Annotated in this window: 21 protein-coding genes; 19 read left to right on the forward strand and 2 right to left on the reverse strand. The window is 64.2% G+C overall.

Going from position 1 to position 25,304, the window contains the following annotated elements:
* The first annotated feature begins 7 nt into the window (after positions 1–7).
* From ACX82Z_RS08180 to ACX82Z_RS08235, 12 genes are all read left to right on the forward strand, one after another.
* On the forward strand, positions 8–775 hold the full coding sequence (locus ACX82Z_RS08180; protein ID WP_037519582.1) for a helix-turn-helix domain-containing protein: 768 nt from the start codon (positions 8–10) through the stop codon (positions 773–775).
* Positions 775–3,405 carry an AAA family ATPase gene (locus ACX82Z_RS08185; protein ID WP_051886739.1) on the forward strand — a complete coding sequence of 877 codons (2,631 nt, stop codon included), beginning with the start codon at positions 775–777 and terminating at the stop codon, positions 3,403–3,405. Before ACX82Z_RS08180 ends, ACX82Z_RS08185 begins: the two co-directional genes overlap by 1 nt.
* Positions 3,406–3,577: 172 nt before the next feature.
* Positions 3,578–4,330 (forward strand): ImuA family protein, encoded by a 753-nt coding sequence (locus ACX82Z_RS08190; protein WP_037519580.1) that lies wholly within the window; start codon positions 3,578–3,580, stop codon positions 4,328–4,330.
* A complete protein-coding gene (locus ACX82Z_RS08195; protein WP_037519577.1) occupies positions 4,245–5,756 on the forward strand; it encodes a Y-family DNA polymerase in 1,512 nt (503 codons plus the stop codon). Before ACX82Z_RS08190 ends, ACX82Z_RS08195 begins: the two co-directional genes overlap by 86 nt.
* On the forward strand, positions 5,753–9,025 hold the full coding sequence (locus tag ACX82Z_RS08200) for an error-prone DNA polymerase (RefSeq protein ID WP_037519573.1): 3,273 nt from the start codon (positions 5,753–5,755) through the stop codon (positions 9,023–9,025). Before ACX82Z_RS08195 ends, ACX82Z_RS08200 begins: the two co-directional genes overlap by 4 nt.
* A gap of 74 nt (positions 9,026–9,099) precedes the next feature.
* Positions 9,100–9,747, forward strand: a complete 648-nt coding sequence (locus ACX82Z_RS08205) for a DUF2971 domain-containing protein (protein ID WP_037519572.1) — start codon at positions 9,100–9,102, stop codon at positions 9,745–9,747.
* Positions 9,748–9,752: 5 nt separating this feature from the next.
* Positions 9,753–10,502 (forward strand): hypothetical protein, encoded by a 750-nt coding sequence (locus ACX82Z_RS08210; protein WP_037519570.1) that lies wholly within the window; start codon positions 9,753–9,755, stop codon positions 10,500–10,502.
* A gap of 172 nt (positions 10,503–10,674) precedes the next feature.
* Entirely contained in the window at positions 10,675–11,871 is a 1,197-nt protein-coding gene (locus tag ACX82Z_RS08215) for a hypothetical protein (protein WP_037519568.1), read from the forward strand.
* Between the two features lie 172 nt (positions 11,872–12,043).
* Positions 12,044–14,182 (forward strand): ParB/RepB/Spo0J family partition protein, encoded by a 2,139-nt coding sequence (locus ACX82Z_RS08220; RefSeq protein WP_037519566.1) that lies wholly within the window; start codon positions 12,044–12,046, stop codon positions 14,180–14,182.
* A gap of 58 nt (positions 14,183–14,240) precedes the next feature.
* Positions 14,241–14,462 (forward strand): hypothetical protein, encoded by a 222-nt coding sequence (locus ACX82Z_RS08225; RefSeq protein WP_037519563.1) that lies wholly within the window; start codon positions 14,241–14,243, stop codon positions 14,460–14,462.
* A gap of 71 nt (positions 14,463–14,533) precedes the next feature.
* Positions 14,534–14,947 carry a hypothetical protein gene (locus ACX82Z_RS08230; RefSeq protein WP_037519560.1) on the forward strand — a complete coding sequence of 138 codons (414 nt, stop codon included), beginning with the start codon at positions 14,534–14,536 and terminating at the stop codon, positions 14,945–14,947.
* Positions 14,944–15,180: a DUF6117 family protein gene (locus ACX82Z_RS08235; RefSeq protein ID WP_037519555.1), complete on the forward strand. Its 237-nt coding sequence runs from the start codon at positions 14,944–14,946 to the stop codon at positions 15,178–15,180. Before ACX82Z_RS08230 ends, ACX82Z_RS08235 begins: the two co-directional genes overlap by 4 nt.
* A 6-nt stretch (positions 15,181–15,186) precedes the next feature.
* Here ACX82Z_RS08235 and ACX82Z_RS08240 read toward each other — a convergent pair whose 3' ends face one another.
* Positions 15,187–15,546, reverse strand: coding sequence for a hypothetical protein (locus ACX82Z_RS08240; RefSeq protein WP_202902432.1), 360 nt, complete (start codon positions 15,544–15,546; stop codon positions 15,187–15,189).
* Between the two features lie 239 nt (positions 15,547–15,785).
* Between ACX82Z_RS08240 and ACX82Z_RS08245 the strand changes: the two genes are divergently transcribed.
* The 4 genes from ACX82Z_RS08245 (at position 15,786) to ACX82Z_RS08260 (ending at position 22,991) form a co-directional block, all read left to right on the forward strand.
* Positions 15,786–16,223: an antirestriction protein gene (locus ACX82Z_RS08245; protein WP_037519553.1), complete on the forward strand. Its 438-nt coding sequence runs from the start codon at positions 15,786–15,788 to the stop codon at positions 16,221–16,223.
* Positions 16,224–16,379: 156 nt separating this feature from the next.
* On the forward strand, positions 16,380–20,702 hold the full coding sequence (locus ACX82Z_RS08250) for a strawberry notch-like NTP hydrolase domain-containing protein (protein ID WP_038303978.1): 4,323 nt from the start codon (positions 16,380–16,382) through the stop codon (positions 20,700–20,702).
* On the forward strand, positions 20,702–21,748 hold the full coding sequence (locus tag ACX82Z_RS08255; protein WP_037520526.1) for a DUF7146 domain-containing protein: 1,047 nt from the start codon (positions 20,702–20,704) through the stop codon (positions 21,746–21,748). Before ACX82Z_RS08250 ends, ACX82Z_RS08255 begins: the two co-directional genes overlap by 1 nt.
* A 316-nt stretch (positions 21,749–22,064) precedes the next feature.
* A complete protein-coding gene (locus tag ACX82Z_RS08260; RefSeq protein ID WP_037520527.1) occupies positions 22,065–22,991 on the forward strand; it encodes a DUF2493 domain-containing protein in 927 nt (308 codons plus the stop codon).
* A gap of 73 nt (positions 22,992–23,064) precedes the next feature.
* On the opposite strand, the gene ACX82Z_RS08265 is transcribed toward ACX82Z_RS08260, so the two are convergent.
* On the reverse strand, positions 23,065–23,274 hold the full coding sequence (locus ACX82Z_RS08265; protein WP_037520529.1) for a hypothetical protein: 210 nt from the start codon (positions 23,272–23,274) through the stop codon (positions 23,065–23,067).
* 313 nt (positions 23,275–23,587) lie between these two features.
* Here ACX82Z_RS08265 and ACX82Z_RS08270 point away from each other — a divergent pair, with 313 nt between their 5' ends.
* The 3 genes from ACX82Z_RS08270 to ACX82Z_RS08280 all read left to right on the forward strand — a co-directional run bounded on the left by ACX82Z_RS08270 (position 23,588) and on the right by ACX82Z_RS08280 (position 25,225).
* Positions 23,588–23,755 (forward strand): hypothetical protein, encoded by a 168-nt coding sequence (locus ACX82Z_RS08270; RefSeq protein WP_170828631.1) that lies wholly within the window; start codon positions 23,588–23,590, stop codon positions 23,753–23,755.
* 138 nt (positions 23,756–23,893) lie between these two features.
* Positions 23,894–24,337, forward strand: coding sequence for a hypothetical protein (locus ACX82Z_RS08275; protein WP_037520530.1), 444 nt, complete (start codon positions 23,894–23,896; stop codon positions 24,335–24,337).
* 561 nt (positions 24,338–24,898) lie between these two features.
* Positions 24,899–25,225, forward strand: a complete 327-nt coding sequence (locus tag ACX82Z_RS08280) for a DUF736 domain-containing protein (RefSeq protein WP_037520531.1) — start codon at positions 24,899–24,901, stop codon at positions 25,223–25,225.
* Positions 25,226–25,304: the final 79 nt, after the last annotated feature.

Here is a 25,304-nt window from a genome sequence, read left to right on the forward strand (position 1 = left end):
GGCGACAGTGAAGAAAGTTACCCCCGATGGAAGCCAAATAAAGAGGCTCCGCACCAACGCCGAGCGTGTCTCGACACAGAAAGAATTGGCCTATGAGGTTCGGGTCAGCGAACGGACGCTTCGCGAGATCGAAAACAAAAATGCGCCTGTACCAGTAGACGTTCTTGACCGACTTGCGAAGGTTTTGAACGTCCGCCGGGAGCAAATCTCGTTTCCTTGTGATGCCACTCAATCAAAGACCGCGGGCGCCGGCGAGGTTTTCTCTGCTGTCATTGCTGAGATGCGCGAAGAGCGTTTGGTTTCCCGGTACGACTACGACCTCGCAAATGTGACGATGGATGAAGGTCTGCTGTTCAAGCAGGCAAACAGCTCGAACGACTTCGCTTGCGAAATTATGATCTCGCTGACGGATGAGGCGGCTGAGTACGCGGAAGAGCTGATCGGCATTTTGGACGGCCTAACGTGGTCCGTCCGGAGCATCCTAGAGAAGGTGGCCCCAAGCGAAGAAATCGCCGTTCGCCGCCGGATCAAGCAGCTCTTGGTCTTGCTCAGGGGCAATGACGTTTGGGTCTATCATACTCATCTTTTCCGCCGCTTGCCCGAACGACATACGCCCATGCCGGAAGGCGAATATGCCGACCTCTCGTCGCGCTTCATCATCGCGCTTGCAGCGCCCGCCGAGTGGGGGGAAACGTCAATTCGCGTTCCTATCGACCATGGCCAGCCGTTCATTCTCCCGGCCTGGGACTCCGACAAGAAAGGTGGCAAAGGCTGATGGCTGAGGCTCAATCTACCAACGAAGAAACGCTGACCGAAAACCTCGCTTTTGCCGAGGTGCTTGCTTGGTCTGCTACGCGTCCGGCTTGGCAACGAGATGCTTTGCGCCGACTTGTTCAGAGCGGCATCCTTGGCAGCGAGGAGATCGACGAACTTCTCGAAATTTGCCTTGATCCAGCGCTGCCTCACACGCCGTTGTCAGACGCAGATGTCTCGTCACAAAGTATCTTAGGTGCACCGGTCAGCGTGTTGCGTATCGAGAATCCAACCGGCGTCAATGCCCTGGCCTTCGATCAAAAACTCGAATTCGCGCAGGCGGGACTGTCGATCGTGTACGGCGACAATGGGTCAGGCAAATCTGGCTATGTCCGTATCCTGAAGCACGCCTGCCGGACACGCGACCGCAACAACAAGATCTTGCGTGACGTGGAAGATGCGGCAGCTACCCCGCAGACCGCCAACATTGTGTTCCTACGTGGTGCCACGGAGGATCAATTCGCATGGAGCCCGGAAGCGCCGAGCCACGCTGACCTTCCGTCGATAAGCATTTTCGACTCCAGAAGCGCCAACGTGCACGTCGAGAAGACGAACGCCGTGGCCTACATTCCCCAGCCAATGCGTGTCTTGGAAGCGTTGGCTACGGCCTGTGATCAGGTCAAGGCAAAGCTCGATGATCGGCTTGCCGCCATCAATGCGAAAACGCCGCTGGCAATTAAAGAGCCCCAACTTGGTGCCGATACCGCTGCCGGCGCTTTCGTGCGCAGCCTCTCCACAAAATCAAGCATCGCTCAGCTCGACCTGCTGGCGCAATTGTCAGAGGCGGAAACCTCCCACCTCGCCGCGCTGGAAAGCGATCTCGCACAAGAACCGAAACGAGCCGCTGCGAAAATCACCGCGCAGAAAGCACGCCTTGATGATGGCATCGGCAAGCTCAAGAATCTGGTCGACACGGCATCTCCTGCGGCGTTTGCGATGCGCTCCTCCTTGAAATCCGACTGGGAAACCAAAGCCGAGAGCGCGAAATTGGCATCCGACGCGTTGTTCGCCGCTTCGCCGCTTCCTGACGTGGGGAAGGCGACATGGCGCGCTCTTTGGGAGGCCGCCCGGAAATACTCCGATGGCATCGCATATCCGAGCAGGACATTCCCGCATCCAACGGGCCATGATGAGTTGTGCGTGCTTTGCCAACAGCCCATGGAAAAAGATGCGATTGAGCGCCTCGTGACGTTCGAGACGTTCGTTAAGGGCTCGACAAAAGCCGACGAAGACGCCGCGGAAGAGGCCTATAGCGATGCGATAAAACAAGCCGCCGCTAAGCATATGAGCGCTGCGGCCCGCCGCCAGTTCGTTAGCCTCATTGAGACCGAGATCGGGGACGTCTCTCTTGCCGGTGTTGTGAGAGAATGCAGTACGCGGGCGGCTTGGCGGCTTCGATCTTTCGTCCGTAGCAAGACCGCTCCCGAGCAACTCACTGCCTTCCCAGCCACTGCACTCGCCGCGCTATCTGTCCGCCTTGCGAGTCGTGCGCTTCAACTGTCAGCCGATCAAAACAGCCCAGAGCACCTTGCCTTGGTGAAGGAATATCGAGAACTGAAAGATCGAGAGGCACTCGGCCCTCTACTCGCGGACATTAAAGCCGAGATTGAGAGGCGCAAAGAGGCCGAAATCATAACCAAGGCCGCAAAGGATACGGCAAAACGATCCGTTACGACTAAGAATAAGGAATTGTCTGACAAGCTTGTTACGAACGCCTTACGCGGTCGATTCGCGCGTGAGATTGATAAGCTCAAGTTGGCTAGAATGCCGGTCGAGCTTCGGAAAGTCAAAGATTCGAATGCTGTGTCATATTTTCAAGTTTGTCTCGTTGAGAAACCTGATGAGCCTGTGGGCGAGATTTTCAGCGAGGGCGAACATCGTTGCGTCGCACTCGCTGCATTCCTGGCCGAGCTTGTCACATCCAAACAATACTCCAGTATTGTGTTCGACGACCCTATGTCATCGCTCGATCACATTCATCGCAGGGCGGTAGCAGCGCGACTTGTAGAGGAGGCTGAGCACCGGCAGGTCATCGTGTTTACACACGATCTGACGTTTCTTTTCGAGTTGCGTCGCGAAGCGGACGCAAAAACGCGCTCCATCCAGTATCAGACAGTTTGTCGCAAACAGAGCCGACCCGGCTTTGTGGAGTCAGAGCTGCCGATGAAGGCGAAATCAGCGCAACAATTGGCGCAATCCCTGCGCTCGGAGCTGAAAGAAGCAAAGCACCAATTTGATACATGGCCGGATGCTCGGCGGACTATCTTCTGCAAAGGCATCATCGAGCAACTTCGAGAATCTTGGGATCAAGGCATCGCAGACTTTGTATTTCCGGTCCTTGCTCGATTCGATAACGCCATAAAGGGCAACAGTCTATTCAAGCTCGCGATCATCAGCGATGACGACGTTAAGACCGTAACAGCAGCGCGAGGCCGGTTGTCGGAAGAGATGCATACGTCCGCGGAAACCCTGAACCCTGAGACTGTTTCTCATGCCGATCTGATAGCCGAAGTCGTGAAACTGGAGACGTGGCTAGGTAGCATCCAGCAGCGCCAGAAGGAGGCCAAGGCTCCCGTCACCTCCTATGCTTAAGCGATTTCGCTGCATGCGCCTCGACCGCCCAGCGGCGCTCAGATAGCCACGAGACAGTAAAACCGTGTCGCGCACCCTCGCTCACGCCGATCCGGGCTTGACTCTCGTTCCTGAAAGATAGAACAAATAGCGAACATGACGAAGAACCCGCCCTTGGAGGTCAAGAACGAGCTTGCGGCCCGAGCCCGCCATAGAGTCTTTGCGCGCGCAGATCGAAAAGATCGAAGGTCGCAGCCGGCGCGCCAAATCGGTTCTCCCCTTCGGGATTGCCGAGGTCGACTCGCGCCTACCCGGCGGAGGACTCGCGCTCGGCGCCCTGCATGAGATCGCCGGCGGCGGCAACGGCGCGATCGATGGAGCCGCTGCCGCCCTCTTCAGCGCCGGGATCGCCGCCCGCACGAAGGGCAAGATCCTTTGGTGCATCACGCGCCCCGACCTCTTCGCGCCAGCGATCGCCCAAGCAGGCCTTGCATCCGATCGCGTGATCTATCTCGAAGCCGGCGACGACAAGACCGTGCTCGCCTGCATGGAGGAAGGCCTGCGCCACGGTGGCCTGGGCGCCGTCCTTGGTGAAGTGGCCCGACTTTCCATGACCGCCTCGCGGCGCCTGCAACTGGCGGCCGAAGGCACCGGATCGATCGGGATCGCGCTGCGACGCTGGCGGCGACAGACAGAGGCTACAGACTTCGGCCAGCCTACAGCGGCGATGACGCGCTGGCGCGTCTCCGCTTTGCCTTCGACATCGCTTCCCGTTCCGGGCGTGGGTCGAGCCCGCTGGCTGGTCGAACTGATCCGCGCTCGCGCGGGCGAAAGTGCAGATTTCGAAGTGGAGGCGTGCGATGACACGGGTCGTCTCGCTCTTCCTGCCGAGCTGGTCCACCGACCGGCTACGGCGGAAGGCTGGCGACGCGGCGCCTCCGGCTGAGGCGCCGCTCGTCCTGATTGGCCGCGACGGGAACAGGCGGGTGGTGCTGGCGGCTGACGCCGCTGCCCGCGCTGCTGGCCTGCGCGTTGGCATGCCCGTCACCAAGGCCCAGGTCCTGGCGCCCGGACTCATCGTGCAGGACGCCGACCCGGTAGGCGACGCCGAGGCGCTCGACCGGCTCGCGGCCTGGCTCCTCCGATACGCTCCCGTCGTCGCTCCCGATCCGCCGGACGGGATCATCATCGACTCGACGGGCGCCGATCATCTCCATGGCGGCGAAAGTGCGATGCTGGACGGCCTCATCGGCCGGCTTGCCATGTCCGGGATCGCGGCTCGGGGCGCGATCGCCGACACCTGGGGCGCTGCGCACGCTCTGGCCCGCTATGCCCCGCAGATCGCACCGGACCGACATGGCGCATCCATAATGGAGCCTTTGCCGCTCGCAGCGCTGCGCATCGCCGCGTCCACCGTCGCCGCCCTGCGGACACTCGGTTTCGATACGGTCGGCGACCTTCTCGCGCAGCCTCGGGCGCCGCTCACCTTGCGCTTCGGCCCCCAAATCGGCCGCCGCATCGATCAAGCCCTCGGCCAGGCGGCCGAGCCGATCGAGCCGGTCCGGCCGGTCGATCTCATCGAAGTGCGCCGCGCCTTCGCCGAGCCGATCGCCGCGGCCGAGACCATAGCCCGGTATATCGCCAAGCTCGTCGGCCAGCTCTGCGAGCGTCTCGAGGCCGGCGGCTTGGGCGCTCGCAGACTTGACCTCATCTGCCACCGCGTCGACAGCCGCGCCCAAGCCGTCAGGGTCGGCATGGCAACGCCGGTCCGCGACGTTAAGCGCCTGACGCGTCTGCTCTGCGACAGGATCGAGACCATCGAACCCGGCTTTGGCATCGAGGTGATGACGCTCGCCGCGAGCGTCGCCGAGCCGCTTGAGCGCAGACAGATCGTCAATTCCCTCATCGAGGAAAGCACACCGGACGTCTCCGATCTCATCGACACGTTGATGAACCGGGTGGGCGAGCGCGCCCTTTATCGGCTTGCTCCCGTCGCAAGCGACGTTCCCGAGCGATCCGTCTGCCGCATCCCGGCAATGGCGGCCGACACGGGGGCGGGCTGGCCCGGCCATTGGCCGAGGCCCTCGCGCCTCCTGCCTCATCCCGAGTTGGTCGAGACGGTGGCGCTGTTGCCCGACCATCCGCCGGTCTCCTTCACCTGGCGCGGCGTGCGCCGGCGCCTGCGTCGCGGCGACGGCCCGGAGCGCGTCTTCGGCGAATGGTGGAAGCGTGACGCCGAGCTGGTCGCCGTGCGCGACTATTTCCGGGTCGAGGACGACGCCGGCGAGCGTTACTGGCTCTACCGCGCTGGCGATGGCGAGGACACGGCCACGGGCTCGCACCGATGGTTCATCCATGGGGTCTTCGGATGAGTGAGCCCCGCTACGTCGAGATTCAGGTCACCTCGCATTTCAGCTTCCTGCGCGGTGCGTCGTCCTGCGAGGAGCTGTTCGCCCAGGCGGCGCTTGCCGGGATCGAGGCGGTGGCCGTCGTTGACCGCAACTCCCTCGCCGGCATCGTGCGCGCTCATGAGGCCGCGAAGACGACCGGCGTGCGCCTGATCGTCGGATGCCGCCTCGACCTCGCCGACGGCACGTCGGTGCTGGTCTATCCGACCGACCGCCCCGCCTATTCGCGCCTCTGCCGTCTGCTCTCGCTCGGCAAGGGTCGCGGCGGCAAGGCCAAGTGCATTCTCGAATGGCCGGACCTCGTAGCTTATGGCGATGGCCTGGTCGCCGTCCTTGTGCCCGACTTGGCCGATGACGAGTGCGGCTTCAGATTGCGCCGGCTTCGCGACGCGTTCGGTGACCGCGCCTACGTCGCCCTCACGCTACACCGTCGCCCCAATGACCAGCTTCGCCTTCACGAGCTGTCGAACCTCGCCGCGCAAATGCGCGTGCCCGCGGTGGTGACGAACGACATCCTCTTTCACGAGCCGGGTCGCCGCATCCTGCAAGACGTCGTGACCTGCATCCGCCACAACGTCACGATCGACACCCTCGGCGATCGGCGCGAACGTCACGCCGACCGCTACATCAAGCCGCCGGAGGAGATGCACCGGCTGTTCAGCCGCTATCCGGAAGCGCTTGCTCGCTCTCTCCAGATCGCTGATCGCTGCCGCTTCAGTCTCGACGAGCTTGCCTATCAATATCCGGAGGAGCGTGACGATCCGGCGCTCTCGCCGCAAGAAACGCTGGCGAGGCTGACCTGGGAAGGCGCGTCGGAGCGCTATCCCGAGGGCGTACCCGACAGCGTGACCGCCGCGCTCCAGCATGAGCTGCGGCTGATCGAAAAGCTGGATTACGCGCCCTACTTCCTGACAGTGAATTCGATCGTTCGCTTCGCCCGATCGAAAGACATCCTCTGCCAGGGTCGCGGCTCGGCCGCCAACTCCGCAGTCTGCTATGTCCTCGGCATCACTTCGATCGATCCCGGCCGCAACGATCTTCTCTTCGAACGCTTCGTCAGCGAGGAGCGGCGCGAGCCGCCCGACATCGATGTCGATTTCGAGCACGAGCGGCGCGAGATCGTCATGCAATGGGTGTTCGACACCTACGGCCGTGACCACGCCGCGCTCTGCTCCACCGTCATTCGCTACCGCGCTAAGGGCGCGCTGCGTGATGTCGGCAAGGCGCTCGGCCTGCCCGAAGATCTGATCGGCACCTTGTCGTCGCAGGTCTGGGCCTGGTCCGAGGAAGGCGTCGAGCCAAAGCATGTTGAGGAGCTGAACCTCAATCTCGCCGACCGCCGCCTTCGCCTGACCCTCGATCTCGCGCGACAGCTCATGGGCGCGCCACGCCATCTCAGCCAGCATCCAGGCGGCTTCGTCCTAACCCATGACAGGCTCGACGATCTGGTCCCGATTGAGCCCGCTGCGATGAAGGACCGGCAGGTCATCGAGTGGGACAAAGACGATATCGACGCGCTCAAGTTCATGAAGGTCGACGTCCTGGCGCTCGGGATGCTGACCTGCATGAAGAAGGGGCTGGATCTTCTGTCCGAGCACAAGGGTGTCAATCTCGACCTCGCCTCCATCCCGGCCGAGGACCCGCGCACCTACGCGATGATACGAAAGGCGGACACGCTCGGCACTTTCCAGATCGAGAGCCGGGCCCAAATGTCGATGCTGCCGCGGCTCAAGCCACGCACTTATTACGATCTCGTCGTGCAGGTCGCGATCGTCCGACCAGGTCCGATCCAGGGCGACATGGTGCATCCCTATCTTCGTCGCCGGGAGGGCCTTGAGCCCGTCCACTACCCGAAGCCCGAGCTGGAGAAGGTGCTCGGCAAGACTCTCGGCGTGCCGCTGTTTCAGGAGCAGGCGATGCGGGTCGCGATCGAATGCGCCGGCTTCACGCCCGGCGAGGCCGACATGCTCCGCAAGTCGATGGCCACCTTCAAGTTCACGGGCGGCGTCTCGCATTTCCGGGACAAGCTGATCGGCGGCATGGTGGCCAACGGCTACGAGCAGGCGTTCGCCGAGCAGACCTTCAAACAATTGGAGGGCTTCGGCAGTTACGGGTTTCCGGAAAGCCACGCAGCCTCCTTTGCGCTGATCGCCTACGCCTCAGCCTGGCTCAAATGCTGGCATCCTGAAGTGTTCTGCGCCGCGCTGCTGAACAGTCAGCCCATGGGCTTCTACGCGCCGGCGCAGATCGTGCGTGACGCGCGTGATCATGGCGTCGAAATCCGTCCGGTCTGCGCCAACGCATCCCGATGGGACTGCACGCTCGAGCCCGCCGGCAGCGAAGAGCGGTTCGCCGTTCGCCTGGGTCTGCGCATGGTTAAAGGCCTCGCCAATGCCCACGCCGCGGCGATCGTCACGGCCAGGGCGGATCAGCCCTTCGGCTCGGTAGACGATCTATGGCGCCGTGCCGGCATCCCCGTCGCGGCGCTCACGCAGATCGCCGAAGCGGACGGATTTCGACCGCCCTTCGGCCTGGCACGCCGCGAGGCGCTATGGGCGATCAAGGCTCTGCGCGATGAGCCGCTCCCGCTCTTTGCCGCCGCGTCGGCCCGAGAGACGGAGATCGTGCCGGAGGTCGCCGAACCGGCGGTCATCCTCCGCCCGATGACGGCGGGTGGTGAAGTCGTTGAGGACTATCGGCATGTCAGCCTGTCGCTGCGGGACCATCCCGTCTCGTTCCTGCGTCGGGAGCTGCGCCGTCGTCGCATGGTCACCTGCCAAGAGGCGATGGACGCGAAAGATGGCCGGTCGCTGGAGGCGGCCGGCATCGTGTTGGTGAGACAGCGGCCTGGCAGCGCCAAGGGCGTCATGTTCATCACGCTCGAAGACGAGAGCGGAATCGCCAATCTCGTCGTTTGGCCCAAGGTCTTCGAGCAGAACCGACGCACCATCCTGTCGGCCGGCATGATCGCCGTGCGCGGGCGCGTTCAGCGCGAAGGCGAAGTCGTTCACCTCGTAGTCCAACGGCTGACCGATCTCTCCGCTGAGCTGGCGAGCGTCGGCGAGCGCGACACGGCCTTTCCGTTGCCACACGGTCGGGGCGACGAATTCCATCATGCCTCCCCGACGCCCGACCCGCGCGGCCTTGCGCCGAAGGGACTGCGCACGCGCGACATGTACGTCCGCGATCTGCATATCGACTCGATCAAGGTGAAGACCCGAGACTTTAGATAAAAGTGTAGAATAGGCTTCTGCGCGACTCATGCCGCGACCACGCAACTCTAGGAAGCGAAGCGACCTGAACGAATATGCGCCTCTATCACTTCACTTCGCAGAAATATGGGTTGCTCGCTCTCAAGCAACGTCGTCTGAAGATTGCACGCATCAACGAGCTGAACGATCCCTTCGAATTTCTTGGATGGAACCTCCGCGACAAGCGCGTCCGCGCGTTTATGCGCAACTGGAAGAATGAACGGGATCGCGAATTCGGCATCGTATGTTTTAGCCGCAAATGGTCCCACCCCATGCTTTGGGGCCATTACGCCGAAAAGCACCATGGCATGGCTATCGGCTTTGATGTGCCGGACGGGAACGACACTTATCATCCCGTGAAGTACCGCCGAGCACGTTTGCCGGCACCATCCGACCGCGAAATCATCAGCGCAGACGTCGATGATCTGCTGCTCACCAAGTTCACCGCGTGGAGGTACGAGTCCGAATACCGTTGCTTTAGCCGCCTTGCCGACAGTATCCACGAAGGGAACTTGTACTTCGAGGCCTTCACCGACGAGTTGAAGCCGGTGGAGGTGATCGTCGGCGATCGTTCGACGATCACCAGGGCGGACCTGGCTGAAGCGCTGGGCGACGCCCTCACTCATGTGACCTCCTATAAGGCACGGCCGGCGTTCGGGAGCTTCAACGTAGTAAGGAACAAGAACGACACCCTCTGGAGGTGACACCGATGGAACCGAGCGCGGCCGACCTCCTATCGGCCAATCTGGCACGGCTACACGCCGGCGAAGAGGAGCTTCGAGAGAAGGCTCTGGGGATGATCGCAGCGGACGACCGCCTGGGACTGCATCTGGCGGTGACCGAGGCAGCGATGGACCTCGCCGACATACTGCGACAGTTCCAAACCGCCGACGAAGATTTGAAGGTCGTTCAAATTCTCGGCATGCGCACGTTCAACGCATTTGGGGCAAGCATCAAACTCGCGCTGTCAGGCTACAGCCAGAACAGTGCGCTCATTCTTCGCGATGTGCTCGAGACGACTTTCCTCCTAAGCTATTTCGCCGGCGATCGAAGTCTGATTGGACGTTGGCGTCTCGCTGATGAGAAGGCGCGTCAGAAAGAATTCGGGCCGGTAAAGGTGCGCGAAGCCATCGACGCTCGCGACGGCTTCACCGGCAAAAAGCGCTACGAAACCTACAAAATGTTTTCCGAACTCGCTGGCCACCCGACGATGAAGTCCGCGTTCATGATCAGGCCACAGCGCGAAGGCAACGCCGTGATCGGTCCCTTTGTAGAGTCGACCACCCTGGACGCGGTTGTCTCGGAAATCGGGAAACTCGCGGTTCAGGTCGGCGAGCAGCTCACTGTGTTCTTTCCACCGACGTGGGGTAGCGGCCTTCCAAGCCGACTAGCGTTCGCTACGCTCAAGCAGCGATGGATCGGTACATTCTATCCGGCCGCCGCGTCTACCTTGGACTAGACCTTGAGGGGAAAGCCTTCCCCTGCGCCCGAGCCCGTCGGTCTCGGTCGACCCCTTCTGCGGGGCGGCTGCCCCACAACGCCCCGCTGAGAGTGAGAGTGCGGAGGGATTTTCCGTGACGGGTTGAGGGCTGGAGAAGAGGTCTCCGGCGCCCGTCATGGAGATTGGTCCCATGACCCAGGTTTCAGTTCTAGACGCGCGCCGCGACACCAGCGGCGGCTACAAGGTCGATGTCGGCCGCGGAGAGCGGATCGGCCGCGTCTCGTCAGAGTGGTTTTCCCGGCCCGCGGACGAGCGATATCTGTCACTGTCCGAGCTGGCGCGCTCCGTCCGCAACCGCGCCGATCGCAGCCGCACGCGCGTTGTGGAAAGCCCGCTCATCCATGTGGAGGCGAACCGCAGCGACCCGGAGCGGTTGGCGCTCATCCTGCCGGGCACAGATACGCCGATTGCACCCACGCACTGGAGCTTCGGCCAACTGGCCAGCCTGGTCGGTGCGCCGGCCGCATATCTGCGCCAGCTCCCGGCGCCGCTGGCCGCGATCAACCTGCAATATGGCCTGACGTCCAATCGGGCGGAGCAGATCAAGACGCTCGAAACCGATACCGGTCGGCTCGAGCTGCGCGCCGTCACCGGGCCGGATTACGGCCGCATCTTCGATCACGAGCTGGTCGAGGCGGTGCAGCGCATCGCCGGCAACGGCACTGGCGACACGCGCTGGAAGGTGCCCGGCGTCCTCGACTGGTCGACCGGGATCTACAATCCGCGCGTCGACATCACCAAGGATACGACCACCCTCTATGCCTCAGATCGCGACGTCTTCCTCTTCCTCGTCGACGATTTGAACCCGATCGAGGCCGGACGGCTGCCGGACGGCTCGCCGGATCTCTATTTCCGGGGCTTCTACTGCTGGAACTCAGAGGTCGGCGCCAAGACGCTCGGGATGGCGAGCTTCTATCTGCGCGCGGTTTGCCAGAACCGCAATCTGTGGGGCGTCGAGGACTTCGAGGAGATCACGATCCGCCACTCCAAATACGCCGCCAATCGCTTCGCCCATGAGGCCGCGCCGGCGCTGGCGAACTTCGCCAACTCCTCTCCGCTGCCTTTCGTCAACGGCATCAAGATGGCCCGCGAGCGGATCGTGGCGCGCACCGACGAGGATCGTACCGACTTCCTGCGCCGCCGTGGCTTCTCGAAGGCCGAGACCGGCAAGATCATCGACGCGGTCCTGACGGAGGAAGGTCGCCCGCCCGAGAGCATTTTCGATTTTGTGCAGGGCATCACCGCCGTCGCACGCGACAAGCCCCATCAGGACGCTCGCCTCGACATGGAGGCTAAGGCGAAGAAGCTGCTCGATCGAGCCGCCTGACATCCGCAAAGCCGGAGATGCGGATTTCCGTGTCTCCGGCTTTGCGCTTCCGCGTGTCCTCAATTCCGGTCCTCGGCGCTGCCCCCTTTAGAGGAAGAGGGCGGCGCTTCGCTTCGTGACGGGTTTAGGGCTGAGAGAGAGTCTCTCGGCGCCCGTCGCGGAGACTACCCCGATGGCTACTGCCGTTCAGAAGATCACCCTGTCGTCCTCGCGCGACATCCCCTTCAACAAACTGGTTCTGTCCCAGTCCAACGTCCGGCGCGTGAAGGCCGGCGTCTCGATCGAAGACCTGGCGGCCTCGATCGCCCGTCGCGGCCTGATCCAGAGCCTCAGCGTCCAGCCCGTCATCGACGCGGAAGGTGTTGAGACCGGCATGTTCGAGGTTCCGGCCGGTGGCCGTCGCTTCCGCGCCCTCGAACTGCTGGTGAAGCAGAAGCGCCTCGCCAAGATCGCACCGGTGCCCTGCATCGTACGCGACAATGACAGTGAGATCCTCGCCGAAGAGGTCTCGCTCGCAGAGAACATCGAGCGTGCTCCGCTCCATCCCCTCGATCAGTTCCGCGCCTTTCAGGACATGCGCGCCAAGCATATGACCGAGGAGGAAATCGCCGCGGCGTTCTTCGTGCCCGTCAACATGGTCAAGCAGCGGCTGCGACTTGCCTCGGTCTCGCAGGCGCTCCTCGACGTCTATGCCGACGACGGCATGACGCTGGAGCAGCTCATGGCGTTCACGGTCTCCGAAGACCATGCGCGCCAGCAGCAGGTCTGGGACACGATCAAGGACGCCTGGTCCAAGGAACCCTACCAGATCCGGCGTATGCTGACCGAGACGACGGTGCGCGCTTCCGACAAGCGTGCCATCTTCGTCGGCATCGAGGCCTATGAAGCGGCGGGCGGCACCGTCATGCGCGACCTGTTCCAGTCCGACGACGGCGGATGGCTTCAGGACGCGGGCCTCCTCGACCGCCTCGTTGGCGAGAAGCTGAAGGCCGAAGCCGAGACGATCGCGGCCGAAGGGTGGAAGTGGATCGAAGTGGCCGTGAGCTTCCCGTACGATGCGGCACGCGGCCTGCAGGAGATCACCGGCACGCCGCTCGACCTCTCGCCCGAAGAGCAGGCGACCATTGACGCGCTGAACGCCGAAATGGCGAAGCTGGAAGCCGAGTATCAGGACGCCGACGAGCTGCCGGATGAGGTGGATCAGCGTCTGGGCGAAATCGAGACCGCGCTCGCGAGCTTCGAGGATCGTCCGGTTCACTACGAGCTGGCTGACATCGCCATCGCCGGCGTGTTTGTCAGCATCGACGCCAACGGCTCGCTGACGGTGGATCGCGGCTTTGTCCGCCCCGAGGACGTTCCAGTTATCCCGGTCGACGGCAACGGCGACGGCGACAGCGGCTCGGAGACCGATAGCGTATCGGGCGCAACCGCCGGCCAGACGGTCCAGCGCGCCGTCATTACCATCGGCGGCCAGCCCACCGAGACTGAAGATGACGACGAAGACGACGCCATCAAGCCGCTGCCCGAGCGCCTGGTCATCGAGTTGACCGCCTACCGCACGCTCGCGCTTCGCGACGCCGTCGCGAACAACCCGCATGTCGCCATGACGGCGCTGCTGCACAAGTTCGTCTCGGACCGGTTCATGACCCGCATGTATAACGGCGCCATGGAAGCGGGCGTGAAGCACATCTACTTCCCCGCGCAGGACGAGAGTCTCGCCGACAGCCCTCCCGCCCGTGCGGTGCAGGAGCGGCACGACGCCTGGGCGAGCGACATCCCGAAAGACGACGATGCGCTTTGGGATTGGCTGGCTGGCCTGGACGACACCAGCCGCATGGCGCTGCTGGCCCACTGCGTCAGCTACGGCGTCAACGCCCTTTACGAGCGGCCGAATCCGCACAGCTCCAGCGGTGTGTCGCAGCATACGCTCGACATGCGGCTCACCCAGGCCGACCGCCTGACGCGCGCGACCGGGCTGGACATGGTGGAGGCCGGCTGGCGTCCGACCTTCGGCAACTACCTCAATCGCGTAACCAAGCCGCGCATCCTCGAAGCAGTCCGCGAGGCGAAGGGCGAACAGGCCGCCCAACTCATCGACCACCTGAAGAAGGGCGATATGGCCAAGGAGGCCGAACGGCTCCTGGCCGATAGTGGCTGGCTGCCCGAGCCGCTGCGGCTCGCTGATGTTGCCGATCAGCCTGAGGGCGGCGACGCCGGTGACGCCGAGGCGCTGCCGGACTTCCTCGCTGGTGACGATGACGAGGTGATCGAAGCCGACGAGGATGCGTCCGACCTGATCGCTGCCGAATAGGCCACTTGGCGGGGAGCGACGCTGATCGCTCCCCGTTGCTTGTCTCAAGGAGCCTTAGATGGAAACATCCGGCACCGACGCGCCGCGCCGCGTCGTCTTCCAATATCTCGTCCCGGTTCACGTCGAGGTCGAAGATGGCCTCGTCTGCCGCGTGACGGTGATCGACGAAACGCCCGTGCTCGATCCCACCGTCGTCGAAGGCGACAGCGCCTACCTCAAGGACGCGGTGCGCGCCTCCGACGACGGTCAGCCGTGGCCGTCCTGGCAGTTCGGCTACTGAACCAAACCACACCCCAACATCCACCTCGAGCCCGGCCCTACGCCGGGCTCTTTTCGTTTCAGGAGACCGCCATGGCGGACTATTTCACACGCTTCTCGTGCCTGCTGGACGTGGGCACGGTCGAGAACGCTGCTCGCGCGCTCGACATCTACAACGACCTGATGGCGCAGAATGCCGCCGAAGATCCTCCGGCCGAGCCGTTTTTACTGTCCATCGAGCCCGAGCATGGTGCCACGCGCCTCTGGATGCGCGATCCCGGCACCGCCGACCCCCAGCTCCTCATCACCTTCGTGACGCGGTGCGCCGAGACCTTTGGCCTCGCCGGACGCTGGGGATTCCAATGGGCGGGCGTCGCCTCCGAGCCGCGCATCGATGGCTTCTCCGGAGGTGCCCATGTCCTCGACCTGACGACGGGGCAGACCGTCGAATGGATGAGCAGCGGCCGCTGGCTCGCCGACCGCCTAGCTGCGGGAGGCGCGTCATGAGCATCCCGGATCATGCGCGCTCCAATTTCAAGACGCTGCTTCGCGCCGCAGCGGACGGCAACCTCGCGCTTATGGAATGCGCGGACTCTGCCACCGGGCAGACCCGCTACGTCATCTGCGCGGTCGGCCGCGATGATGGCGCCTACGTGTTCACGCCATTCGGTCACCTTGCCGACGGCGATCCCTACGAGGCGTACACGCCCCCAAGTGGCGGTGACGGCATCGAAGATTGATATCCGCTACCAGACCGCGACTTCCCATTGGCCGTTCACGCGCGCGAAGCCGACCGGCCGGTTCTGCGGTGTGGCGTTGGCCCGCGTCGTGTCCATCGTGAGCTGCGTCATGCACGTCACGCCAGGACCGACGCCACCCGGAGAGCAATCGCCGAGTTTCAGCGTCGCATTGGCAAGCGACGTTCCCGTGAACAGCCGGTGACGGCGGACTGCGGCGATCGCTTCTTCCTCGCTCGGCTGCGCGACGCCGGCGACGGCCGCGGCAGACAAACCGCCCGGCGAGATCATCGGTCGCGCGACGAATCCCGCGCCGAACCCCACCACGAGGCACCCCGCCGCCAGCATGCCGATCGCGCTTCCCTTCATCTCCGTCTCCCTTGACCTCTCTCGGTGAAGCAAGCGCGCGCCCTCGATCGTCGAGGCTGCCGCCCGCCATGTGTCGGATGAACAAGTGTAGCGGCGCGCGGCCCGCCTCGGAAGATGAAGCGGCCAAAAGGTCATTCCGCACGCCAGAGTGAGAGGCCGGCCGAGACGGGGTCGAGCCGGTGCGGTCGAGAGAGAGCGCCCGACGGCTCCTCCGTTTCCCGCTCTCCGAGGTGCCCCCCATGACCGAGACTACAGCCCACGCTGAACAACCCGTCGACCGCTCGGCGGTGCTTGTTCCGGATGCTCGTCGAATAGATTTCCTTCCGACCCTCTTCGGCCGCCAGCATTTCCTGATCGGAGAGATGACGGTCTATTATCACATGGAGCGTCTCAGCCCGCGCGATTATCGAGGCGGTCTCTGGGACTTCTATCAGCGCGATGGCAAGCCGCTTTACCTCGCGCCAGCCTCCAAGCCCCGCCTTCAGATCATATGCGACACGAACGGCTATGAAGGCGAGGTGTCCGCCGGGGCGGCAGGGATCATCGCGACGCTGTTCGCCTTTTCCCATCTCTCCTTCCAATATCCCGTCGACCTGATGGCGGAGGGATACAGCCGCCTTTACGACTATGCGGCGGAGCACCCCGAGTCCGCCGAGATCTTCCAGGCGATCGATTGAGCGCTGCGACCCGCCGAGCGCCTGGCCTTCCGGTCAGGCGCTTTTTTCATGCCTGCCGTTCAGAGGAAGAGGTTCGCCGGGACGGGTTTGAGCCGGTGCGGTCGAGAGAGAGCGCCTGCCGGTTCCTCCGTTTCCCGCTCTCCCGAGGTGACCTCCATGACTATCGCTTCCGCATCCGCGGCCGTTCCGGCTGCGCCGTCTCCGCTTGCCGCGAGCCCGGCGCCGGCCGCCATCCTCGCCGCAGCCCACCACCTTCTTCCGCATCTTGAGCGGGGCCAGCCCGTCGATGCCGCGACGCTGCGCGGTGCGATGGAGGCGGCATTCGGCGCTTCCGACACGTCTGGCGCCTGGGACTGGAAGACGGCCTACGAGGCCTGCGAAGTGGCGACGGTGCTGTTTCTGCGCAAATACGGAAAGGCGGTTTTCCGCAAGTCCGGATCTCCGGCCGCCAGCCTCCCGATGCTGGCCAAGATCGCGAGCCTGTTGCCGACACATACCCGGCGTTCTGAGGAGACGCAGGCCTTCCAGCAGTTCTCGACGCCGGTGTCCCTCGGCCTCGCTGCGCTCGCTGCCGCCGCCATCACACCTGTCGATCGTGTGCTGGAGCCCTCGGCCGGAACCGGGCTGCTCGCGGTCCTGGCCGAAACGGCGGGTGCGACGCTGATGCTCAACGAGCTGGCCGAAACCCGTGCAGCGCTTCTTTCCTCCCTCTTTCCGGCCATCCCCGTCACGCGATTCGACGCCGCCCAGATCGATGACCATCTCGATCCGACCGCTATGCCAAGCGTCGTACTGATGAACCCGCCCTTTTCTGTAATGGCGAATGTCAGCGGCCGAGTAGCCGACGCGGCCTATCGCCATGTCGCCTCGGCCCTCGCCCGGCTCGCCGATGGCGGACGGCTCGTGACGATCACGGGCGCCAGCTTCGCGCCTGAGCTACCTGCCTGGCGCGACGCCTTTGTCCGCTTGCAGCAGCGCGGACGTGTCGTGTTCACGGCGGCGATCGACGGCTCGGTCTATGCCAAGCATGGCACGACCATCGAGACCCGCCTGACCGTCATCGACAAGGCACCCGCCGACGACCCCACCGCGTTTCCGCCATCGGCTGGCCTCGCGCAGGATGTGGCGACGCTGCTCGGCTGGATCGAAACCCAGGCCCCGTCGCGCCTGCCGGTCGCGCTGCCGCCGCTCGCGTCTATCGCACCGACGCCCCGCACCGTGCGCGGCTATCTCGCCCGCGCCACGTCATCGTCGCCAAGCCGAGCGATAGCCGAACCAGAGGGCGTCGAACTCGCCTATGAAACCGTCGACTGGACGCCGCCCGAGGGTGGCCGGCTGACCGACGCCATTTATGAGGAATACGGGCTTCAGGCGATCCGGATTCCCGGCGCGCAGCCGCACCCGACCAAGCTGGTCCAGTCGGCGGCGATGGCCTCGGTCGCACCGCCGAAGCCAAGCTATCGGCCGACGCTCCCCGCCAGCATCGTCACCGACGGCATTCTGTCCGACGCCCAGCTCGAAACCGTGATCTATGCCGGCGAGGCCCATGGCGAATTCCTCGCCGGAGCCTGGACCGTTGACGAAACCTTCGACCTCGTCTCGGCCGCGCCGGATGATGCTCAGCACGCCGTCCGCTTCCGCCGCGGCTTCATGCTGGGCGACGGCACCGGCGCCGGCAAGGGCCGCCAGTCGGCCGGCATCATCCTCGACAACTGGATGCGCGGACGCCGTAAAGCGGTCTGGATTTCCAAATCCGACAAGCTGCTGGAGGACGCGCAGCGCGACTGGTCGGCGCTTGGCATGGAACGCCTGCTGGTGACGCCGCTGTCGCGCTTCCCGCAGGGCAAGCCGATCACCCTCGGCCAAGGCGTCCTATTCACCACCTATGCCACGCTACGGTCCGACGACCGTGGGGAGAAGCTTTCGCGCGTCAAGCAGATCGTCGAATGGTTGGGTTCCGACTTCGATGGAGTGATCATCTTCGACGAGAGTCACGCCATGCAGAACGCCGCCGGCGGCAAGGGCGAACGCGGCGACGTCTCGGCCTCGCAGCAGGGCCGCGCGGGCCTGCGGCTTCAGCATGCCTTGCCGAACGCGCGTGTCGTCTATGTCTCGGCGACCGGGGCCACCACGGTCCACAATCTTGCCTATGCGCAGCGCCTCGGCCTCTGGGGCGGCGAGGATTTCCCCTTCGCCACGCGGGCCGAATTTGTCGAAGCGATCGAGGACGGCGGCGTTGCGGCGATGGAGGTGCTGGCCCGTGACCTGCGCTCGCTCGGCCTCTACACTTCGCGCTCGCTCTCCTATGACGGCGTCGAATATGAACTGTTGGAGCACCAGCTCACGCCCGAGCAGACGCGCATCTACGATGCCTATGCCGGGGCGTTCTCGATCATTCACAACAATCTCGACGCAGCGATGCAAGCCGCCAACATCACCGGCGATGGCGGCACGCTGAACCGCCAGGCCAAGTCCGCTGCCCGCTCGGCATTCGAAAGCGCCAAGCAGCGGTTCTTCGGTCATCTCCTCACCAGCATGAAAACGCCGACCCTGATCCGGTCGATCGATCAGGACCTCGCCGATGGCCACGCCGCTGTCATCCAGATCGTCTCGACCGGCGAGGCGCTGATGCAACGCCGCCTGGCCGAGATCCCGACCGAGGAATGGAACGACGTCCGCGTCGACATAACGCCAAGGGAGTATGTTCTCGATTACCTCGCCCATTCCTTTCCGGTGCAGCTTTACGAGCCCTTCTCCGATAGCGCGGGCAATCTGTCGTCGCGGCCGGTCTATCGGGACGGCCAGCCCGTCGAGAGCCGGGAGGCCGTGGCCCGACGCGACGAGCTGATCGAGACGCTCGCCAGCTTGCCGCCGGTCCCGGGCGCGCTCGACCAGATCGTCCAGCGCTTCGGCACGGATATCGTCGCAGAAGTCACCGGCAGGTCCCGTCGCATTGTCCGAAGGGGCGAACGCCTCGCCGTCGAGAACCGCGCCGCTTCGGCCAATCTGGCGGAAACCTCAGCCTTCATGGACGACCTGAAGCGCATCCTCGTCTTCTCGGATGCTGGCGGTACGGGCCGCAGCTATCACGCCGACCTGTCGGCGCGGAACCAGCGGCTCCGCGTCCACTACCTGCTCGAACCCGGCTGGAAGGCCGACGCCGCCATCCAGGGACTTGGTCGCACCAACCGCACCAACCAGGCACAGCCGCCGCTGTTCAGGCCGATCGCCACCGACGTGAAGGCCGAAAAGCGCTTCCTGTCGACGATCGCACGCCGGCTCGACACGCTGGGCGCAATCACGCGCGGCCAGCGCCAGACCGGCGGTCAGGGCCTGTTCCGGCCCGAGGACAATCTGGAATCGCACTATGCGCGCGATGCGCTGCGCCAGCTCTATCTCCTGTTGGTCCGCGGCAAGGTCGAGGGTTGCTCGCTCCAGATGTTCGAAGACGCCACCGGGCTGAAGCTGACGGACGACAACGGCATCAAGGACGAGTTGCCGCCGATCACCACCTTCCTCAACCGGTTGCTGGCGCTGACGATCGAACTGCAGGGCATCCTGTTCACGGCGTTCGAGCAGCTCTTGAACGCCAAGATCGAGGGTGCCGTCGCCAGCGGCGTCTATGACCTTGGGCTGGAGACGCTCCAGGCCGAGAGCTTTGTCGTCACCGACCGTCGCACCATCCATGTCCATCCGGGCGCTGGCGCCGAGACGCAGTTGCTTACGATCACCCGGCGCGAACGCAACCGGCCGACCTCACTCGATGCCGCGTTCGATTTTCTCGCAGACCCACGCGCGAAGCTGCTGGTCAACGGCCGCTCCGGCCGAGCCGCCGTGCAGGTTACGGCATCGTCGATCATGCTCGACGATGGCGAGATCGAACGGCGCGTGGCGCTGATCCGCCCGATGGAACAGCATCACGCCACCCTGCGCTCGATGGACGAGAGCCATTGGGAGGAAACCGATCGGAACGGCTTCATGGAGGCATGGACGGCCGAGATAGCCGAGGTGCCGGAATTTGCCGACAGCACCATCCACATCGTTGCTGGACTGCTGCTGCCGATCTGGAAGCGGCTGCCGAACGAGTCGACCCGTGTCTATCGGCTTCAGACCGATGCAGGCGAGCGCATCATCGGCCGTCGTGTCTCGCCGGCCTGGGTGGCGGGCGCATTGGCATCGGACGCAGGCACGCTGACACCGGACGACGCTTTCACAGCGTTGATCGACGGCCGGACCATCCTCGACCTCGCCGAGGCTATGCAACTCCGCCGCGTCCGCGTCATGGGCGCCAACCGCATCGAACTGTCCGGCTTCACCGACGCGATGCGCGATCGCCTGCGAGCCTATGGCCTGTTCAGCGAGATCATCTCGTGGAAGCTGCGCTTTTTCGTGCCCACCGACGCTTCCGGTCCGTCGATCCTCGCCAAGGTGCTGGAGCGCTTTCCCGTCGAGCGCATCGGCGAGCGGGAGGCAGCGTGATGGTCCGTCATGATGCTTCCGAACTGGCGCAGCGTCTCGGCCGACAGGCCGAGGCGGTCTGCCGTCATTATCTGTCGGCCGGTCATCGCGAGGGCCGCTACTGGCTGGTCGGCGATGTCCGCAACACGCCGGGCCGCTCGATGTTCGTGCGCCTGAAAGGCGGCGACACCGGCAAGGGGGCCGCAGGCAAATGGACCGATGCCGCGACAGGTGAGCATGGCGACCTGCTGGACGTCATTCGCGAAAGCTGCGGCCTGATCGACTTCAAGGACGTCGCCGACGAGGCGCGCACCTTCCTGTCCATGCCACATCCCGAGCCGGAGCATTCGCAAGGTGGCGAGCGCAGATCACCAGTCCCAACCGGATCGCCCGAAGCGGCACGAAGGCTTGTCGGCATGTCAAAGCCGATTTTGGGCACTGTCGTGGAAGCGTATCTACGGGAACGTGCGATTACGGCTTTGCACGGAACCGGATCACTGCGCTTCCATCCCCGTTGCTACTATCGTCCTGACGAGCATTCCCCGACCGAGACCTGGCCGGCGATGATCGCCTCTGTCACCGACTTGGCTGGCCGGATCACTGGCGCGCATCGCACCTGGCTCGCCCCGGACGGCTCGGACAAGGCGCCGATCGACACACCGAGGCGAGCGATGGGCGACCTTCTCGGGCACGCGGTCCGCTTCGGTGTACCGGGCGACGTGATGGCGGCGGGCGAAGGCATCGAGACGGTGCTGTCGCTGCGATGCGTCTTGCCCGGAATGGCCATGGCGGCGGCGCTCTCGGCAGCGCATCTCTCCGCCATCCTGTTCCCCGAGACACTGCGCAGGCTCTATATCGCGCGCGACAACGACCCGGCCGGCGACAGTGCGATGGCGACGCTGATCGAACGGGCGAACGCGGCCGGGATCGAGGCGATCGTCGTGTCTCCGAGGCTGGGCGACTTCAACGAGGATCTCCGCTTGGCTGGACTGGAAAGCCTGCGGGCAGCGGCGCGGGTACAGATCGCTCCCCAGGACGTCGCGCGCTTCATGGCGCTGGCGGCATAGCTGGAAGGAATGCTGGTGGCGGCAACGCCGTCGCTTATTACCCGCTCGGATACTCCCAAGGGTCAGGGAGAGCCGCAACCTGGCCTTCGAGAGGGCGATCGGCCAGCAAACGGCCCGGACCGACAACGTCGGCGCCCGACTATTTTCCGGCGGCCCTTCGGGCCTTTCCATCGCGAAACAAAATAGCCGGCCTTCGCCGTCCTCCGCTGCGCTCCGGCCCTCTCGCTTCGCTCCGGGTGCAGGTCCGGACCGCCTGCTGGCTTTCGTCGCCAGAAGGCCGCGAGGGTCGCGGTCACACCGACGAAGGAGCATCCCGATGAGCGAGCACGACGACAGCTACGAGCCGCATCACGAATCATCCCCCACCGACCACGTCCTCTCCGAGCTTCAGCTTTATGGCTACCGTCCCTTCGCGGACGAACCCGACGGAAGGCCGCTGCCCGAAGGAAACCACGTCGCCGGCGCCATCGCCGATGTCTTCGACGCCCTGATCGTCACCCTGGAAGACACCCGCCTCGAGCCCGACCTCGACGATCTCCTCTGGTCGACCGTCAACGTCTTCCACCGAGCCACCGACCGGATCGAACGCGAGCTGGACGACAATGAGCAGGCGCAGCGCCGTGGGCAACGCGAACAGGATGGCTCCGAGGTGAAGGCCGTCGAGCTGGAGCGCCTGACGGCCGAAGGGCAGACGATGATCGAACGTCGCAACGCCTTCGAGCTGATGCGCGACCAGGCCGCCGAGCACTACGAACGGCACACCGGCTCACCCTGGCGTCCCCGCAGCGGATCGATGGTCAACCATCGCAACCTCACCTCGGCAATGATCGACAGCCGCGACTTCCTCGCCGCGAAGAAGCGTGCCGACAACGAGGTTCTGCTTCCGGCCGGTCCTAAGATCGCCGTCACCGGCGGGCTCGATTTCAACGATCACACGCTGATCTGGGCCAAGCTCGACCAGGTCCACGCCAAGCATCCCGACATGGTGCTGATCCACGGCAAGTCACCGAAGGGCGCTGAGAAGATCGCCTCCCGCTGGGCCGACCATCGCAAGGTGCCGCAGGTCGGATTTGCTCCAGACTGGACCAAACACGCCAAGGCCGCTCCGTTCAAACGCAATGATCAGATGCTCGACGTCCTGCCGATCGGGGTCATGCACTTCCCGGGCACCGGCATTCAGGACAACCTCGCCGACAAGGCGAAGAAGCTCGGCATCCCAGTCTGGAAATTCGGCGGCGCTTAAGCGCCGCCCTTACGTTTCTCTGCATTGATGCCATCCCGCAGAAGCGCGTTGGCGTATTCTCGCAAAGCCGCTTTCAGTCCGGCTTGCCTGTCACTGCTATCCGGGCGGATCGCGCATAGTGCGCGAGCTCAGTATCGCTCTCGATCAGCGCATCGAGCAGCGTCTTCATATCCGCCTGGTCGGAGGAAGACTGAAAGGGACCCGGCTGACGTTCGATGGCCAACACGGCGATCGCGAGAGCCTTCTTCACGAGATGCAGATCTCTACCTGTGAACTCCGCCATTGGCCCTCCCTCGCGACACCACGCCTGCCGTCGGCAGAATATCTTAGATCCTCGTCCAGCGGCACTTGGCTGGAGCAAAGCAGAGTAAGGTTCGAGGCCAGTAACGTTGGTCTCCTTACACGAGAACCACCCCCGCCTTTCAGCGCTGATCCTTGGTTCAGCCGCAGACTTGTCGCCATCAACCCATAAAGGGTCGGCTATGCGAGCATGCCGCCGCTGCGGCTGCGCCTGCGCGGTGATTGCAGTCCACGGCCGAACACTTCGGGCGCCTGTCGGCGGGGGATGGTCCCCCGCTCCAGCAGGAGCCAAGCAAATGTCCCTCAACGACGCTCACGCCTTCGCCTTCAGCCTCGCCACAACCCTGATGGCCGCCATCGTCATCTTCCAGGCCGGAGACGGCACCCTGTCGGTGGCTCCCGCCAGCGAATACGACGGGGACGCCTCGGAGATCATCCATGAGATCGACCCCTTCGCCCCGTAACCGGCGCGATCCGCTGCCGGGCGGAGATCCTCAGCGATTTCCGCTCCCGGCGCGGACGCATTTCGGCTACAGTTGCCATGTGCCGTGGTGGTGGTGGAAGGCGCGACCGTCAGACCAATCGTCACGGAGTCCACCGCCATGATCATTCTCGCAATTCTCGCCTCGCTCGCCGCTATTGCCGCGCTGTGCTGGCTGCTGTTCACTCTCGCCGTCTTCGCATTGCCGGCCTTCGTCGGCGTGACCGTCGGCGCTTGGGCGCACGGCACCGGCGCCGGCATCGTGGGCGCCATTCTTGTCGGCTTGGTCGCTGCGGCGATCACTCTTGCCATCGGCAACCTCATGATCGCGTTCGTGCGACCCATCTGGCTGAAGCTGCTTGTCGCCATCGCCTTTGTTGCCCCGGCCGCGCTCGCCGGCTTCCATGCCACCCACGGCATCGTCAAACACCTCATGCCGTCCGACGGTTGGCAGATGGCCTTCTCGATCATCGGCGCGATTGCCGTTGGCATTACCGCCTTCGTGCGGGTCGCCGGGATGGCGACGGCCCCCGCCCCATCCGGTCCGGGCCTCGCGCGAGCCTGACCACATTCAGCGCCGATGCGACGGACCAAAATCACGTTGGCGCCAACGCCTCCGCAGTCTGAGGCGCGTGTGGCTGGAGCGTGGAGCGAAACTCGACGCTAGACCCTGCGCACGACCCCGCTGAAGCGCTCCGGGGCAACTGCATCGGCGTGCGCGACCTGCTACCGGGCGTCACGATCCCTCCGATAGCGGCGACGGCGAGGATGCAGCGCGACTTGCCTGTACGAGGGAGCAATCGCCAGGGGGTCCGCATCAGCGCCGGTATGCCGATGCAGGGTGGCCGCCATCGCATCCGTTTCCTGACCGTGCCTCAACCGCTCCAAACGGCCTCTTCAATGGCCTGATCTGGCCGAAGGCCGGCTGACGCCTCGATCGCCTATGACGCAACAGCGGCGTCGAACTTTCTTCCCCTGCCGGCTGCGCCGCCATTCCTCGCGGGACAAGAAACCCCTCCTTAGCTGTCCAGCCCCTTCGGGGTGCGCCGTCGATCGCCTCCGGCCAACCGATCGCCATCGAGGCCGCAATGGTGCGGGCTCGAATACGGAAAAACGGAGACTTACCATGGCGACCATCGGCACCTTCAAGAAGACCGTCTCGAACGAGTTCACCGGCGAAATCGTCACCCTCAGCGTCCAGGCCAAGGGCGTGCGCATCGTCCCCGACACCCGCGCCACCGGCGAAAACGCTCCGAGCCACCGGGTTCTGGTCGGCCGTGCCGAGATCGGGGCCGCCTGGACCAAGCGCTCCAACGAGGGCCGCGACTATCTGGGCCTCAAGCTGGACGACCCTTCGTTCAACAGCCCCATCTACGCCAACCTCTTCGACGACGAGGACGCGGACACCTACTCGCTGATCTGGTCCCGTCCCAACGGGCGGCGCAGCGACTGAGGACCCGCGTCAGGCCCCGGCCGGAAGGCCGGGGCCTTCGCATTCTCGAACGACCGAATCAGGCAGCGGCTTCGACACC

Source organism: Aliihoeflea sp. PC F10.4 (genome assembly GCF_054612275.1).